Raw genomic sequence first — 16,510 nt, 5'->3', positions numbered from 1 at the left:
CAACAGGAGGAGAATAACAATGACGACGCAATTGGGTAATCGTTTACTTGGCGTACTTTTGGCCACGACGACCTTCATCGGAACCGCGGGTCTGGTGGAGGCAAAGTCGGTCATTCATGTCATGCACCAGGGCGATCCCGGCTGGGTGAAGGCCTATGGCGATGTCGCCAAGCGCTTCGAAGACGCCAATCCGGATATCGACATCGAACTGATCTACGCTCCGCACGACGCCTATAACGAGAAGTTCAGCGCCGCCGTGATGGCCAAGCAATTGCCAGATGTCATGGAGCTCGACGCGCCGTTTCTCGCCAACTACGTCTGGTCCGGCTACCTGCAGCCGATCAAGCCGCTCGTCGATCAGGATGTGCTCGACGACATGACCGGCTCAAACATTTCCCAGGGCACCTATCCGATCGACAAGGAGCTCTACGCAATCGGGCTTACCGACTCCTCGGTCGTTCTCTACGGCAACAAGAAATATCTCGAGGCCATCGGCGCACGCATTCCGAAATCCGTCGACGACGCCTGGACGCGCGAGGAATTCGAAGGATATCTCGAAAAGCTCTCCAAGCTTGAGGGCGTGAAGTGGCCGATCGATACGTTTCGCGGCTACGGCATCAAGACCGAGTGGATCACCTATGCCTATGGTCCGCTGCTTGAGAGCGCCGGCTGTGACCTGATCGATCGAAAGACGTGGACGGCGAGCGGCACGCTCGACAGCGAAGCCTGCGTCAAGGCGCTCACGATGATGCAGACCTGGGTCAAGAACGGCTGGGTCGTTCCGACCTCGTCGGGAACCAACCAGTTCTACGCCGAAGGCCAGCCAGCAGCCCTCGCCATGGGTGGGCACTGGTTCTACGCCGAAGCCGCGGCGGCGATGAAGGACAATATCGTCGTCATGCCGCTGCCGAAGATTGGCGACAAGGGCGTCAGCCCGAACGGCACCTGGATCTGGGGCATCTCGGCGACGTCCGAGAACCCTGAGGCCGCCGGCAAGTTCCTGAGCTTCCTGTTGAAGGACAAGGAATACCGCGACTATGCCAAGACGCAGTCGGCCTATCCTGGCCTGAAGAGCTTCGCCGCGGAATCCCCGCTTTATGCCGAAGGCGGACCGCTCGCGGTCGCCTTCGAACAGGCCTCGAAGACCGCCGTCGCCCGTCCGCCGCACCCCGCCTATCCGACGATCACCTCAGCCTTCATGCAGGCGGTCGACAAGATCTTCAACGGCGGCGACGCGCAGGAAGCGCTGACGGCTGCCGCGAAGAAAATCGACCAGGACATCGAGGACAACGCCGGCTACCCGCCCTTTGACGAGCAGCAATAAGGCGTTTCGCAGGGCCGTCGCTTCGGTCGGCCCTGCGAATCTCGGGAGGATGAGTGATGAGGAGGAGACCATGACCTTGCAACAGATGTCTGCGCCGGCCATTGCGCGCCCAGCCAGGCGACGCGACCGGCAGCGGTTCTGGCAGGAGGTCGCGATGATCGCACCCGCCGTGCTGCTGCTTGCCATTTTCCTGATCACGCCGTTCCTTCTGTCCTTCTGGACGGCGATGACCAACCAGCCGCTGGTGCCGCGCCCGACGCCGGTGCGTTTCGTCGGCCTTCTGAACTTTGAGCGCGTCTTTACCGATCCCCTGTTCTGGACTTCGCTCTGGAACGTCACGCGCTTCACCGTCTGGGTCCTCCCGGTCCAGTGCGGTCTGGCCTTCCTGACGGCGCTCCTGCTCCACCAGAAGCTGCCGATGCGCAATCTTCTGCGCGGCATGTTCTTCCTGCCGGCGATCACTTCCATGGTCGTCGTCTGCGTCATCTGGGGCACGCTGTTCCAGTACCCGAGCGGTCCGCTCAACCAGATCGTCGGTTTCCTCTCCGGCGGCCTGATCCAGCCGATCGACTGGCTCGGCGATCCCGATTGGGCGATGTTCTCGATCGTGCTGCTGTCGGCCTGGCAAGCCTATGGCTTCCAGATGATCATCTACCTTGCCGGCCTGCAGGGCATTCCGGAAGAGCTTTACGACGCCGCCCGTATCGATGGCGCGAGTGCGCTGCGGCGCTTCTGGCACGTCACCATGCCGGGCCTGCGCCCCACCCATGTCTTCGTGCTGGTCATCACCACCATCCAGGCCTTCAAGCTCTACACGCAGGTGGCAATTCTCACCCAGGGCGGGCCGAAGGAAAGCACGGAGACCGTGGTGCACTACATGGTGCGCGCCGGCTTCGAGGAACAGAAGCTCGGATACGCGTCCGCCGTCTCCGTCATTCTCTTCGTCATCGTTCTTCTGATCGCGCTTCTTCAGCGCAAACTCCTGAGGCGCTTCGATGTCTGATCTCGTGCTCAGCCAGCCCGCCCCGCTGGCCATTCCCCGGGGCAACAGCAAGATGGGCCTGCTTATTGTCCAGACCGTCTGCATCTTCATCATTGCGCTGGTGATGATTTCGCCGCTCTTCATGCTGCTGATCGCCAGCCTCAAGGATGACCGTTTTCGCATCCTTGCCGACATGGGCAGTTTTCGCGCCTTCTGGGTGAGCGAGCCGACGCTGTCGAACTACCGGGAGATCGCCAATTTCTCCGGTGAACTCGCCTATGGCCGCTATCTGTTCAACTCGCTGGTGATCCTCGTCGTCACCGTCGTGTCCGGGCTGATCATCAACTCGATGGCCGGCTTCGTGCTGGCCTGGGGGTCGCTGCGCGGCAAGGCAATCCTGCTCGCTCTCGTGGTCGCGCTCTACGTCATCCCACAGGAAAGCATCATCATGCCGCTTGTCGTCATGATGTCGCGCGCCGGACTGACGGATACGTTCGCCGTGCAGATCCTGCCGTGGGTGGCAAGCCCGCTCTACGTCTTCCTCTTCTACCAGTTCTTCGCGCAGTTGCCGAAGGAACTCTATGAAGCGGCCGAGATGGACGGGGCGTCGACTTTCCGCATCTACCGATCGATCTACATGCCGCTCAGCCTGCCGGCGCTTGCGACCGTGTCGATCCTCATGGGGATCGAGAGCTGGAACCAGTACCTCTGGCCGACGCTGGTCACCCAGACCGACTATGCCCGGCCGATCTCGGTCGCAATTGCCACCTTCTTCGGCCAGGACAGCATCTATTGGGACCGTGCCATGGCCGCGTCTGTCTTGATGATGATCCCCGTCCTCATCCTTTACCTCGCTTTCCAGCGTTGGTTCGTAAGTTCGTTCGTCGGCTCTGCCGTGAAAGGTTGATTATGACTTCCCAGACAAAACCCGCGAGCCCGGTGCTTGAAATCATCGAGGCCGAGCTTCCCGCCGGCACGGTGCTGCATCTCTGGCTGAAGGCGCGTGCAGCTGGTGGCGAGGCGAAGCTGTTCGTCACCGTCAACCGCAAGGACATCGCCGATCCGTCCACGCGCCGTGCCGAGGAGTTCGAATTCTTGGCGGTGACGCTCGCGACCGGCGGCCGCACGGTCCTCGCCTATGACGCGGACACGACTGTGCTGTCTGTCGTCTACGCTTTCCATCCGCAAAGGGTGCTGGACGAGGGGATCTGCGTCTTGCATCACGATACCCGTACCGCACCGCCCGAGGTCCCCGAAAGCTACCATTTCCGTCCGCCGTTCGGCTGGATGAACGACCCGAACGGCTTCGGCCGTTTTAAGGGCCGCGGCCATCTCTTCTACCAGCACTATCCGCACGGCCTGCGCTGGAACACCATGCATTGGGGCCATGCCGTCTCGGAGGATTTGATCCGCTGGACGCATCTGCCGTTGTTCCTTTTCCCGGCGGATCACCTGTCGGAAAAGGACGATGGCCGCGGCGGCGCCTTCTCCGGCTCGGCCATCCCCGTTTCCGGGCTGGAGGGAGATGAAATCCGGGTGTTCTACACCGAACACGTTCGCGACCGGGACCCGGAAGAACAGATCCAGCTCTCGGCCGTCAGCCGTGACGGCATCGTCGCCGGTTCGTCCGAGGTGGTTCTGCCGCTCCGTCCGGAGGGCATGAACCTCACTACCGACTTCCGCGATCCCTATGTCTTTAAGGGGCCGGACGGCCGCTGGAAGATGCTGCTCGGCAGCCGCGACAGGTCGGGCGGTGTCGTCCTGCTCTACGAGACGGCGGATCGCCAAGGCGCCGCTGACTGGACTTTCCTCGGCATCATCCATCGCGAGGACCGTTTCGGCATGACCGCGGCGGAATGCCCCTGCATGGTGCCGCTCGGTGGCAAGGCGGATGATCCGGCGACCCGCTGGGCGCTGATCTTTGGCTTGCTCACGAGCCGGGATCCTGCCACCGGCCGGCGCAACCTCACCTCTGTCACCGTCGGCCGCTTTGACGGCCGCACGTTCAAGGCGGAGTTCGAGCAGGAGCTGGATTTCGGCTCGGACGCCTATGCCTTTCAGGCCTTCGTCGACGGAGACGAGCCGGTCGGCATCGCCTGGCTTGCCAACTGGACGGATTTTTCCAAGAAGGACGACTTCCCGACGGCCATGACCCTGCCGCGTCGTGTGCTTCTCGAAGGGGACGCCGTGCTGACGCCGCCGGTCGCTGCAGCCGAAAGCTTGCGTGACACGCTGCTGGACGAAACGGCACTTGTCGCCGGCGAGACGGTCTCGCTTGGCAACGGCGCGGTCGAGATCGTGTTGTCGCTGTCCGCGCCCGGTGCGGCGTTCGATCTCGCTTTCGACCATCCGGACGCCAAGCTCGGCGTCAGGCTCGACGGCGATGGCCTTGCGATCGTCTTTGATGCCGATACCGGCAAGGCGCCGCCGCGATATCTGGCGTCCGGTGCCAAACCGGCCGAACTGCGCATCTTTCTCGACGCCGGTTCCATCGAGGTTTTCGCCGACAACGGCCGCTGGACGGGCACCAAGCGCATTCCCGGATTTTCCGCCGCTCGCTCGGCCACGCTGACGGGTGCCGCCGCGAGCGCGAAAATCTGGCAACTGAAGCTCTGAGGGAGGAAAGACAATGGCATCGGTAACGATCGATCGCGTTTTGAAGCAGTACGGCGCTGCCGCCGTCATCCACGGCGTTTCCGTGGACATCGAAGACGGCGAGTTCGTCACGCTCGTTGGCCCGTCCGGCTGCGGCAAGTCCACGCTTTTGCGCATGCTGGCGGGGCTCGAGGACATCAGCGGCGGCGAGATCCGGATCGACGGCCGTGTCGTCAACGATGTCGCGCCGAAGGAGCGTGACATCGCCATGGTGTTCCAGAGTTACGCGCTCTATCCGCACATGACGGTCGCCGAGAACATGGGTTTCGCCCTCAAACTCCAGGGCCGCGACAAGGCGACGATCGACAGGCTGGTGAAGGAAGCCGCCGGTGTTCTTGCGCTTGAGTCGCTGCTCGACCGGCTGCCGAAGCAACTCTCGGGCGGTCAGCGTCAGCGCGTCGCCATGGGCCGCGCCATCGTCCGCCATCCGAAGGTGTTTTTGTTCGACGAGCCGCTGTCCAACCTCGATGCCAAGCTACGCGTGACGATGCGCAGCGAGATCAAGGAACTGCATCAGCGGCTCGGCACCACGATCGTCTATGTCACGCACGACCAGATCGAGGCGATGACCATGGCCGACAAGATCGTGGTCATGCGCGCCGGTCGCATCGAGCAGGTCGGCAAACCGCTCGACCTTTACGATCGCCCTGATAACACCTTCGTCGCCACCTTCATCGGCTCGCCGGCGATGAACCTCTTTGAGGGCGGTATCGGTGACGGCGGATTTGCCATCGAGGGTGGAGTATCCTTGCCGCTACCGGCGTCGCGGGGCCACAGGGAGGTCCGCACCTACGGGATCCGCCCGGAAGACCTGGATCTTGGCGAAACAGGCATTCCGGCCACCGTCCTGACCTTGGAGCCCACGGGTGCGGAAACCCATCTTTCGGTGCGTGTCGGTACGCAGACGGCAGCTGTCGTGCTCCATCGCCGGGTGGATCTGCATCCCGACCAGCGCGTTCACCTCGTGCCAAAAACAGGCAAGATCCACCTCTTTTCCGCCGACGGTGTCCGCCTCAATTGACCGATTGCCGCCTTCGGCAGGGATAGGCCCATTGCCGACTTGCGATCATGATGACATTCGTTCTTGCGATCATCAGTGCGTTGCCGATCGTGGTCGGCAACGGCGCGAGCGCGGAGCTTGCGCCAGCCGTTCGGCAATGCGGTCGTCGACGGCCTCCTGGTGTCGCAACTGGTGACCCTCTTGGTAACGCCAGTGATCTGACTCTGCATGGAAGATCTGCACGGAGCATTTCCCGCCATGTTTCATAGGCTGCCAATGCTATCCGGCGGTCAAGCAACGGCAGCCACGAGGTGAAGGAAGGCCGCGTGGGCGCCGAGACCACTCAGGCGAATTCGACGGTGGCCTGGGCCTCGCTCACCACCCAGTCGATGAACACTTTGGCGAGCGGAGAGTGGTCGCGGTTTTTCTGCGTGATGACGTAGTAACCCTTTGTCCCAGATTTGATGGAGCCCTTGAGCGGGCGCACGAGCGCGCCTTGGGCGAGCTCTTCGCCTGCCGTGATGTTGTCACCCATGGCGATGCCGATCCCGCAGCGCGCTGCGGCCAGGTTCTGGTTGAAGTCCTCGAAGCTTAGCCGGCGTACGCTCGCAGGGATCTCCTGGCCGTGGTGGCTGAACCAGTCGTTCCAGTGCGTGGAACCGACGCCGTCGATAAGCACATGCCGCGTCAGGTCCCGGGTGCGCTTGATGTCGCCGTCACGGTTGAGGAGGATCGGGCTGCAGACCGGAAAGAACTCCATCTGTTTCAGGGGCGTCGCCTCGCCTTTTGCAACGCTTGGATCGCCGAACATGATGGCGATATCCGCCAGACCGTCCGGAAAGGGTTCACCCCATTCCGGCATCGAGAGGATCTGCAGTTCGACACGCTCGTGGCGCTCGTAGAACTTGCCGAGCCGCGGCACGAGCCAGCGGGTGGCAAAGGCCGGCATGCAGCGCACGGCGAGGCGCCCCGCGATCGGGTTCCGCTGCAGCCCGAGCACCGCGTCGTTGAGCGTTTCGAAGGATTGCGTGAGCTTGGAAAAGAGCTCCTGTCCCTGTGGGGTCAGGATGAAGCTGTCGCGCGACTTGGTCGCCAGCGCGAAGCCAAAGTGCTCTTCCAACTGCCGGAACTGCTTGCTGACCGCGCCCGGGGTCACGTGCAGTTCGTGCGCGGCCTTGGTCAGGCTCCTGTTGCGGGCACTGGCCTCGAAGGCGCGCAGTGCGTTGAGCGGCGGCAACCTCGTCACGGATCTTTCTCCCGGTGCAATTTCATCCTTGAGAAAACCTCAAGTATTAACGGAAATCAATTCGATATGTAGGAGGAAAACGATACGTTAGCATCTCCTTTATCGAAGCAAATAGGCCGGGCTTCTGCGAAGCCGCCGGCGCAGATAAGGGGACCTGACGTGAACGCCGCACCGCCCAAGAAAAAGGATCTCTACTCCGCCACGATCAAGTATTTCGGCTCCGTTGCCGAACCGGCCTTCGAAGCGCCGGAGCGACTCAGCCGTCTTTGGGGGCGCAACTGGGGCTGCGACAACGATGTCGGCACGCTTCGTAGCGTGCTGATGCACCGCCCCGGCGACGAATTCTCCGTCATCGATCGCACGAAGCGCATCGAGGAGATCGGCACCTATGGCGATCTCGAGGCCGGCTGGTACTGGCAGAGCGAAAGCATTCCGACGCTTGAAGAGCTGCAGGCGCAGCATGACGGCCTCGCTGACTTGCTGCGCGCCGAGGGCGTCGAAGTCATCTATGTCGAGGGCGTCGATCACGGCCGCTTCAAGTCCGTCTACACCCGTGACTCCTGCATCGCCGTCAAGGGCGGCGCGATCGTCCCGCGGCTGGCGCCGCGCATGCGCCACGGTGAAGAGCTGCCGGTGACGCGCACTCTGGCAAAACACGGCATGCCCGTGCTTCGCACCCTGCATGGGACGGCGATGGCCGAAGGCGGCAGCTTCGCATGGCTCAACAGCCGCACCGCCGTGATCGGCCGCGGCATCCGCATCAACGACGACGGCATCAGCCAGATCGCCGAAGTCCTGCGCTATCAGGGCGTCGAGCTGCTGGTCGTCGACCTCTGCGGCTACGACATCCATATCGACGGGCATTTCCTGATGATCGACGTCGATCTCGCGCTGATCTGGCCGCGTGGCCTGTCGTTCGTTTTTTTGGAGAAGCTGCGCCAACTGGGCATCCGCACCATCGAGATGAACGAGGACGACAATCCGTGGATCGTCAATGGCCTCGCGATCGCGCCCGGCCGGGTGATCATGCCGCGCGGGCTTTCGGATCGCACGCGCGAGGCGCTTTCCCGCAACAACGTCACCGCGCTCGAGATCGACTACGACAAGGTGCAACTTAACGGCGGCGGTATCCATTGCTCGACGAGTCCGCTAATCCGCGACAGCGTCGATTGATCGGAGGCAGCCATGCCAGCCCACATTTCCATTCGCAAAGCCTGCAAGTCCTTCGGGAGCTTCGAGGCTCTGAGAAACGTCTCGCTCGATATCGACAAGGGGGAGTTCCTCACCTTTCTCGGACCGTCCGGATCGGGCAAGTCGACGCTCCTGAACGCGATTGCCGGCTTCGAGCCGCTGTCGTCAGGCGCTATCTTGAAGAACGGCGAGGACATCGGCGACACGCCTGCCGACAAACGCAATTTCGGCATGGTGTTCCAGGGTTATGCGCTGTTTCCACATCTGACCGTCGCTGAAAACATCGCCTTTTCGCTGCGCGTGCGGAAAGTGGCGCGGGCGACGGTGGACGAGCGGGTGGCCCGCATGGTCGAGCTCGTCGGCTTGAGGGGGCATGAGCACAAGCGCCCCTCGGCGCTATCGGGCGGCCAGCAGCAGCGCGTGGCGCTGGCGCGTGCGCTGGTGTTCGAGCCGGAACTTCTGCTTCTCGACGAACCGCTGTCGGCGCTCGACAAGAACCTGCGCGAGCAATTGCAGGACGAACTGGTGGATATCCATCGCAAGACCGGAACGACCTTCCTGTTCGTCACCCACGACCAGATGGAAGCCATGGCGATGTCCGACCGGATCGCGATCTTCGATCGCGGCCGCATCGTCCAGCTCGACCGGCCGAACGTGCTTTATGACGAGCCCAATTCGCGCTTCGTTGCAGAATTCTTGGGGACGATGAACACTTTGCCGGTTTCTCGGCAACGGGCGGTCGCCGGCGAGCTTCATGCGCATGTCGGCGAGTTCGGCGTCAGGGCAATGCTTCCGGACGCCGAACAGCTGGAAGGTAAGCCGGCCGTTCTCGCCATCCGCCCGGAAAAGCTCACCCTTTGCCGCGAGCGACCGAAGACCGACTACAACCTTCTGCCAATGACCGTCGACGGCGTCATTTTCCAGGGCGGAACGACGGTCGTCAAAGGCAGCGCCCCTGAGGGCACGAGCCTGACGCTGACAACGGCACGCGACGTGCTCGGCATTCCGCCGGCGCGTGGCGAACAGCTGTGGGTCCACTGGGGCCACCTGGACGGGCGGGTGCTCGCCGGCTGACGGCACTTCAAATGCATGGGAACCAAACAACAACAAGGGGAAATGCCATGAATAACGACCTGAAGACGGAATGCCTCGAACTGCTGAAGGATGGCCACCTTGCCGGCCGCATCGACCGGAGGACGTTTCTGACCGGCCTCGTTCTGCTCGGCGTCGCACCGCATCTTGGGCCCCGCACGGCGCGCGCCGCCGACGGTCAACTGGTGGTCACGAACTGGGGCGGCGACGCCGTCGGCGCCTTCGAGGCGGCACTGACCGGCAGCTACGCCGAACAGCAGGGCATTGCGGTCAAGATCGACGGCTCCGGCCCAACCAAAGGAGCCATGAAGGCGCAGTTTGAAGGCGGCGCAGTCTCCTGGGATGTCTGCGACGCCGATCCGGGCGCGACGAAGTCCTTGGGCGAGGCCGGCATGATCGAGCCGATCGACTACAAGGTCGTCGACCGCGAGAAGGTGCAGGCAGGTTTTGCCTACGAATACAGCGTCGCCAACTATTTCCTGAGCTACGTCATCGCCTATGACGCCAAGCAGTTCGGCGACAACCCGCCGAAATCCTGGGCGGATTTCTGGAACGTCGAGAAGTATCCGGGCAAGCGATCGCTCTACAAGTGGATGTCGGGCTGCATGGAGGCGGCACTTCTTGCCGACGGCGTGCCGATGGACCAGCTCTATCCGCTCGACGAGGAACGGGCGATCCGCAAGCTCAACGAGATCAAGCCACATATTGTCAGCTTCTGGGATTCCGGTGCCGAGAGCCAGCAACTGATGCGCGACGGCGAGGCATCGATGGCGCTGATGTGGCACACCCGCGCCAATCTCGTGGAAAAGGACACCGGCGGCGCCGTCAGCTGGACCTATGCGCAGGGCGTGCTTGCGCCATCGGGCTGGGCGGTGATCAAGGGCAATCCGGCCGGATCGGCCCGGGCGATGGACTTCATCCGCTACTGCCAGGATCCGGCGCGCCAGGTCGACCTGCTGCGAACGCTCGGCTGCGGGCCGACCAATCCGCTTGCCCACGATCTCGTGCCCGCTGATCTCAAGCGGCTTGACTGCAGCTCGGCCGAGAACATGTCGCAGCAGGTGCTGATGGACATGGACTGGTATTCCGCGCGCGGTGACCAGGCGCTCGAAAAATACCTGGCGATGACCGCGTCATGATGCAGGCGCACCCCGTTCCAGCCAGGCGCTTTGCCGCAACCGGATCGCTCGTGATGCTCTGGGCATTGCCTGTGATCCTGGTGCTTGCCTATGTGTTGCCTTTTGCCGGCGTGACGCTCTGGAGCGTCACCCGGCCCGAGCTCGGCTTTGAAAACTATGTCCGCATCTTCACCGGTGCGGACTTCCAGGCGATCTTTTTCCGAACCTTCTGGGTGTGCCTGGTGAGCACCGCGATCACCATTCCGATCGCCTATCTGCTCGCCTACTACTGGGTGATGGGCAGCGGGCGGCGCAGCCGTCTCATCGAGATCTGCATCTTCATACCGTTCTGGATCTCGGTACTGGTGCGCGCCTTCGGCTGGGTTGTGATCCTGCGCAACAACGGGCTTGCGAGCGACGTTGCCAATGCCCTCGGTTTCAGCGGGCTTTCAACAGGTCGGAACGTCTGGTCGGTGATCACCGGTATGGTGCACTTCATGGTGCCCTTCGCGATCCTGCCGATGGCCTCCGTCATGCGCAAGATCGACAGGCGGGTGTTGCTTGCGGCGTTAGGGCTCGGCTGCCGGCCGATTGGCGTCTTCTGGCGGATCTATCTGCCGATGTCGATGCCAGGCGTGTTTTCGGCTCTGGCGATGACCTTCATCTTCTCGCTCGGCTTCTTCGTCACCCCGATGATCCTCGGCGGCGGGCGGGTGGTGCTGACGGCGGAGACGGTGTTCGTCCAGATGTTCCAGACGGCCAATTGGGGGCTGGGTGCCGCGCTCGGCGTCGTGCTGCTCGCTGTCGTCTTTGCGATCCTCTGGCTGTCGCAGCGCGTCATGCGCATCGAACAACTCATGTCGCGGTAAGGCCGATATGTTTGGCAAATCACGTCTTGGCGGTTTTCTTGCCGGTGCGGCTGGGTTCTTCCTGCTCTTGCCGCTCGTCGCCGTCATCCCGTTTTCGTTCACGCCCAAGCGCTTCCTGTCGATGCCCGATGGGGAATACTCGCTCCGGCATTACCTGGCGATCTTCGATCCCGACACCTGGCTTGCAAGCATCGGCACAAGCACGCTCATTGCTCTGCTATCAAGCGTCATTGCGACGGCGCTTGCCGCCGCCTTCGGCATCGGCATCTGGCTGCGCCGGCCGGCGAGCGGGCGCTTCCTGATCGGCCTGGTGCTCTTGCCGATCATCGTTCCGCCGGTCACGTCGGCCGTCGCGCTCTACTTCCTTTTGGCGCAGATCGGTTTGCTCGACACCATCCCCGGGCTGGTGCTGTCGCACGTGGTGATGATCGTGCCCTTTGCCGTCATCGCCATCCTCGGTGCGCTCAGTCGGTTGGACCGGAACCTCGAGCTCGCCGCCCGCAACCTCGGGGCGTCGCAGCTTCAATCGATCTTCCGGGTCATCCTGCCGAACATCCGCTTCGGCCTCTTTGCGGCCTGGTTCGTCAGCCTCGTCATGTCCTGGGAGGAGAGCTCGGTCACGCTGTTCGTCAGTGGCGTCAATATCATCACGCTACCGAAGCGCATATGGGACAATCTGCGCCTCGACCTCGATCCGACCGTCGCTGCCATCTCGGTCATCATGATCGTAGCCACCACTCTGGTCATCCTTTTCCGAAAGTCGGAGGCGTAGGGACCGCGAGCAGCCGGTTGCCGATCCGGTAGCGAAAGCAGAGGCTTGCGTATCAATGGCAAAATCTGGCTGCGCTTGGCGGCCCCTCCCAGCGAAGGCGGCCTGCGGGCCGCCTTCGGCGTTTCGCAGCTGCCGAAGATCATGGCCGTCGGTGGTACCCCCTCTGGGGGACTAACGTCCCCTCCCGGCCCCACGCATAGTCCTTCCATGCCGAACGGTATCCGTTCGCTCCCGTCGGCTTCAAGTGGAGGAGAACCATGCAGCGCGCCATCATACAACCCAATCCGACACCGCCTGCCGACGCCAAGGCTGCGCCGCTGAGCAAGTCGAGCTCCCTTCCGGTGCAACATCCAAACAGCGTCGCTGCCGAAGTGCGCAATCTCCGCAAGACCTACAACGCCGGCACCCCGCATGCCCATGAAGCGCTGAAGGACGTCAATCTCTCCATTCGCGCCAACGAGTTCTTCACGCTGCTCGGTCCTTCCGGCTGCGGCAAGACCACCTTGCTGCGCATCCTTGGTGGTTTCGAAATGCTGACGTCGGGCACGTGTCGCATCTTCGGTGAGGACGTCAGCCGCCTGCCGCCGGAAGCCCGTCCTGTGAACACCGTCTTCCAGCAATATGCGCTGTTTCCGCATATGACGGTCCGTCGCAACATCGCGTTCGGGTTGGAAATGCTCGGCAAGCCGCGCGCCGAGGTCGAGCGCACCGTCGAGCGCATGCTCGACCTCGTGCACATGACCGACTACGCCGACCGCCGGCCGGACACGATGTCGGGTGGCCAGCGGCAGCGCGTCGCCCTTGCCCGGGCGCTCGCGCCGCAGCCGAAGCTGCTTTTGCTCGACGAGCCGCTGTCGGCCCTCGACCTGAAGCTCCGGCAGAAGATGCGGCTGGATTTGAAATCGCTGCAGCGCGAAACCGGCATCACCTTCATCTTCGTCACCCACGACCAGGAAGAAGCGCTGGCAATGAGCGACCGGGTCGCCGTCATCAGCAACGGCCACCTGCAGCAGGTCGGCTCGCCCGAAGACGTCTACGAACAACCGCAAAGCCGCTTCGTCGCCGACTTCATCGGTGAATCGAACCTGATCGAGGCGAAGGTCGCAGGTGTCACGGGCGGCGAGGCGGCGCTCGATATCGAGGACTTTGGCCAGGTCCATGCGCCAATCGCCGAGCGCGTTGAAGTCGGGCAGCAGGTCTGGCTCTCGATCCGCCCCGAGCGGCTGGTGCTCGGCGCCGGTCACAGTGATGGGCAGGGTCCGGCGAAGGTCACCGATCGCACCTATCTCGGCAATGCCGTCGAATACCACCTGCGCGTCGGCAAACACGCGCTCACCGCCCGCTCGCCGCGTGGCGGCCTGCGCGGACGCCAGGACTTTGCGCCCGATGACCTCGTCAGCATCGGTTTCGAACCCGGCTCTATCAAGGTGCTTCTGTCATGAGCGCCCGCCCTCTTGCCCTGTCCTCGCGCATCCCGCCGGGGCTTGCTCATGCCGGCCTGCTCTGGCCGTCGCTCGGCGTCATCCTGGTGTTCATGGTCGCGCCGATCGCAATCATGCTCACCTATTCGTTTCTCGTTCCGGGCGCCTATGGCGGCGTCGAGTGGACGTTTTCCACGGCAGCCTACGAGCAGATCCTGTTCGAACGGGATTTCCTCGACGACAGCCTGACGTTCACGCCCGACTATCTGATCATCGTCGCCCGCTCGCTCGCGCAGGCAACCATCGCGACGCTTCTCTGCCTCGTGATCAGCGTGCCGACCGCCTACTACATCGCGACCCGCTCCGATCGGGTGAAGAACATCTGGCTGTTCCTGATCACCATTCCTTACTGGGTGAACCTTCTGATCCGCACCATCGCGCTGCTCTTCGTGCTGCGTGACGACGGTCCGATCAACAGCGCCCTTGTCGATCTCGGCGTGATCGGCCAGCCGCTGGCACTGAGCTACAATGGCTTCGCCATCTCGCTCGGGCTGATCTATTCCTTCCTGCCCTTCATGGTGCTGCCACTCTATTCGGCCTTCGAGCGCTTCGATTTCCGGCTCCTGGAGGCAGCTTACGATCTCTATGCCAGCCGCAGGGTCGCTTTCTTCCGCATCGTGCTGCCGGTCATGCGGCCCGGCCTGATCGCAGGCAGCCTGCTCGTCTTCATCCCCTCCGTCGGCTCCTACCTGGCGCCCGATATTCTCGGCGGCGGCAAGACGCTGATGATCGGCAACCTGATCGGCACGCAGTTCCAGGCCGCACGCAACTGGCCGTTCGGCGCAGCACTGTCGATGATCCTGCTCACCATCACCCTCATCGTCCTTGTCTGGCTTGCCCGGCGCGCCGCGCAGCAGCAGCAAACGAACTAAGAGAGGTCCGCCATGCCCACCGCCCGCTTGCGCGACCTGCGCGTCTTTCCAGGCTTCAGTCTTCTCTCCGTCGGCTGCGTCGTCTTCCTCTATGCGCCGATCGTCGTCCTGGCGATCTACTCGTTCAACGATGGCCGCTCGGTCACCCGTTGGGCCGGCTTTTCCTTCCGCTGGTACCAGACCGTCTTTGCCAACCAGAACATCCAGGCGGCAGCCATCAACTCCGTGGTGATCGCTGTCATCGCAGCCACTGTCGCCACGGTCTTCGCATTGGGAGCTGCCATCGCGACCGTCAACGGCAAGAAGGGCGGCGGCGAAGGCGCCTATGTCGTCCTCACCTTCCCGCTGATGGTGCCGGAAATCGTCACGGCCGTCGCCTCGCTGGTCTTCTTCGTTGCCGTCGGTATCAGCCTCGGCTTCGCCACCATCCTCATTGCCCACATCGTCTTCTGCATCCCCTTTGCCTACCTGCCGATCAAGGCACGGCTCGAAAGCATGGACGCGACACTGCCTTCGGCCGCAGCCGACCTCTATGCCTCTCCGGCCAAGGCGTTCCTGCGCATCACCCTGCCGTTGCTGCTGCCGGGCCTCGTCTCCGGCTGGCTGCTCGCCTTCATCATCTCGCTCGACGATTTCATCATCACGGCACTCGTCGCCGGTCCCGGCGCAACGACGCTGCCGCTGCACATCTACGGCATGCTCCGGCTCGGCATGACGCCCGAGGTCAACGCGATCTCGACGCTGATGCTCGCCGCCTCGACCGTGCTGGTGCTGATCTCGGGGCTGCTGGGGCAGGCGGGGCGGAAGCACTGACGCCCGCGAGCACATTCGAAAATCAAAAAAGAGAAAGGGAACATCCGATGAAAAAGCCTGCCATTTTTGCCGCCCTCTTTGCCTCGACCCTGAGTGCCCCAGCCTTCGCCGCCGGTGACCTCTTCATCTACACCTGGGGCGAGTACACGCCGCCCGAGATGGTGGAGAAGTTCGAGAAGACCTATGGGGTGAAGGTCCATATCGACACCTACGATTCCATGGAGACGATGCTTGCCAAGCTGAAATCGGGGGCTGGGGGCTACGACATCATCGTGCCCGGCCACGATACGATGACGATCCTGATCGGCGAGAAGCTGCTCGAGCCGATCAACGTTTCAGCGATGCCGAACTACCAGCATGTCGACGAGATGTGGCGAGACGTCTTCTGGGACAAGGGCCGCGTCTATTCCGCGCCCTGGGCCTGGGGCTCGACCGGCCTCGCCGTCGACCGCGATATCGTCAAGGGCGACGACACCTCGCTGAAGATCCTGTTCGAGCCGGATGACGCGGTAAAAGGCAAGATCAACATGCTGCGCGACGTCAACGACGTCATCAACATGGCACTGCGCTACCTCGGCAAGCCGCGCTGCAACGACAACCCCGAGGACCTGAAGGCGGTTCTCGACCTGCTCTCGACGCAGAAGCAGTTCGTCAAGAGCTACAACTCCGAGACCAAGGAACTGCTGGTTTCGGGCGAGGCTGCCGTGTCCATGAGCTGGAACGGCTACGCCATGCGCGCGCGCGATGAGCGGCCGTCGATCGAATACATCTATCCGAAGGAAGGTTACACCGGCTGGATGGACAATGTCGCGGTGCCGAAGGGCGCGCCCGACCTCGAGAACGCCAAGCTCTGGATCAACTTCGTCATGGATCCGGAAAACGCGGCGATGATCACCAACTACGCCCGCTACGCCAACGGCATCAAGGGCTCTGAAGCCTTCGTCGACAAGGCGCTCGCCGGCGCGCCGGAACTGAGCCCGCCCGAAAATGCGCCAGCACCGGAGTTTCTGACTGCCTGCACGCCCGCCGTCACCAAACTTTATGACCGCGTCTGGACCAAGCTGCTGCGTTGATCCGCGGTAGCCACGTCTCATA

15 protein-coding genes are annotated in these 16,510 nt (G+C 62.8%); 14 read left to right on the top strand and 1 reads right to left on the bottom strand.

What is annotated here, in order from left to right:
- The first annotated feature begins 31 nt into the window (after nt 1-31).
- The 5 genes from MKZ91_RS27390 to MKZ91_RS27370 all read left to right on the top strand — a co-directional run bounded on the left by MKZ91_RS27390 (nt 32) and on the right by MKZ91_RS27370 (nt 5,982).
- Nucleotides 32-1,324 (top strand): ABC transporter substrate-binding protein, encoded by a 1,293-nt coding sequence (locus MKZ91_RS27390; RefSeq protein WP_336174222.1) that lies wholly within the window; start codon nt 32-34, stop codon nt 1,322-1,324.
- Nucleotides 1,325-1,394: 70 nt separating this feature from the next.
- A complete protein-coding gene (locus MKZ91_RS27385; protein ID WP_336174195.1) occupies nt 1,395-2,327 on the top strand; it encodes a carbohydrate ABC transporter permease in 933 nt (310 codons plus the stop codon).
- On the top strand, nt 2,320-3,213 hold the full coding sequence (locus MKZ91_RS27380) for a carbohydrate ABC transporter permease (RefSeq protein WP_336174194.1): 894 nt from the start codon (nt 2,320-2,322) through the stop codon (nt 3,211-3,213). Before MKZ91_RS27385 ends, MKZ91_RS27380 begins: the two co-directional genes overlap by 8 nt.
- A gap of 2 nt (nt 3,214-3,215) precedes the next feature.
- The gene (locus tag MKZ91_RS27375; RefSeq protein WP_336174193.1) at nt 3,216-4,922 is read left to right on the top strand and encodes a GH32 C-terminal domain-containing protein; all 1,707 of its coding nucleotides are present in this window, start codon (nt 3,216-3,218) and stop codon (nt 4,920-4,922) included.
- Nucleotides 4,923-4,935: 13 nt separating this feature from the next.
- Entirely contained in the window at nt 4,936-5,982 is a 1,047-nt protein-coding gene (locus tag MKZ91_RS27370; protein WP_336174192.1) for an ABC transporter ATP-binding protein, read from the top strand.
- Nucleotides 5,983-6,304: 322 nt separating this feature from the next.
- On the opposite strand, the gene MKZ91_RS27360 is transcribed toward MKZ91_RS27370, so the two are convergent.
- Nucleotides 6,305-7,198, bottom strand: coding sequence for a LysR substrate-binding domain-containing protein (locus MKZ91_RS27360; protein ID WP_336174191.1), 894 nt, complete (start codon nt 7,196-7,198; stop codon nt 6,305-6,307).
- 168 nt (nt 7,199-7,366) lie between these two features.
- Here MKZ91_RS27360 and MKZ91_RS27355 point away from each other — a divergent pair, with 168 nt between their 5' ends.
- The 9 genes from MKZ91_RS27355 (at nt 7,367) to MKZ91_RS27315 (ending at nt 16,488) form a co-directional block, all read left to right on the top strand.
- Nucleotides 7,367-8,380, top strand: a complete 1,014-nt coding sequence (locus tag MKZ91_RS27355; RefSeq protein ID WP_336174190.1) for a dimethylarginine dimethylaminohydrolase family protein — start codon at nt 7,367-7,369, stop codon at nt 8,378-8,380.
- A 12-nt stretch (nt 8,381-8,392) separates the two neighbouring features.
- Complete coding sequence (locus tag MKZ91_RS27350) at nt 8,393-9,472, top strand: ABC transporter ATP-binding protein (protein WP_336174189.1); 1,080 nt, start codon at nt 8,393-8,395, stop codon at nt 9,470-9,472.
- A gap of 47 nt (nt 9,473-9,519) precedes the next feature.
- Entirely contained in the window at nt 9,520-10,629 is a 1,110-nt protein-coding gene (locus MKZ91_RS27345; protein ID WP_336174188.1) for an ABC transporter substrate-binding protein, read from the top strand.
- Nucleotides 10,626-11,477, top strand: coding sequence for an ABC transporter permease (locus MKZ91_RS27340; RefSeq protein ID WP_336174187.1), 852 nt, complete (start codon nt 10,626-10,628; stop codon nt 11,475-11,477). Before MKZ91_RS27345 ends, MKZ91_RS27340 begins: the two co-directional genes overlap by 4 nt.
- Nucleotides 11,478-11,484: 7 nt before the next feature.
- Nucleotides 11,485-12,249 carry an ABC transporter permease gene (locus tag MKZ91_RS27335; RefSeq protein WP_336174186.1) on the top strand — a complete coding sequence of 255 codons (765 nt, stop codon included), beginning with the start codon at nt 11,485-11,487 and terminating at the stop codon, nt 12,247-12,249.
- Nucleotides 12,250-12,506: 257 nt separating this feature from the next.
- The gene (locus tag MKZ91_RS27330) at nt 12,507-13,691 is read left to right on the top strand and encodes an ABC transporter ATP-binding protein (protein WP_336174185.1); all 1,185 of its coding nucleotides are present in this window, start codon (nt 12,507-12,509) and stop codon (nt 13,689-13,691) included.
- On the top strand, nt 13,688-14,602 hold the full coding sequence (locus tag MKZ91_RS27325; RefSeq protein WP_336174184.1) for an ABC transporter permease: 915 nt from the start codon (nt 13,688-13,690) through the stop codon (nt 14,600-14,602). The genes MKZ91_RS27330 and MKZ91_RS27325 overlap by 4 nt, the downstream gene beginning before the upstream one ends.
- Before the next feature lie 12 nt (nt 14,603-14,614).
- Nucleotides 14,615-15,415, top strand: a complete 801-nt coding sequence (locus MKZ91_RS27320) for an ABC transporter permease (RefSeq protein WP_336174183.1) — start codon at nt 14,615-14,617, stop codon at nt 15,413-15,415.
- A gap of 47 nt (nt 15,416-15,462) precedes the next feature.
- Nucleotides 15,463-16,488, top strand: a complete 1,026-nt coding sequence (locus tag MKZ91_RS27315) for an extracellular solute-binding protein (protein WP_336174182.1) — start codon at nt 15,463-15,465, stop codon at nt 16,486-16,488.
- Nucleotides 16,489-16,510: the final 22 nt, after the last annotated feature.

It is taken from the genome of Ensifer sp. MJa1 (genome assembly GCF_037026475.1).
Classification (GTDB): Bacteria; Pseudomonadota; Alphaproteobacteria; order Rhizobiales; family Rhizobiaceae; genus Ensifer.
This window is presented reverse-complemented; position numbering and strand designations above follow the sequence as displayed.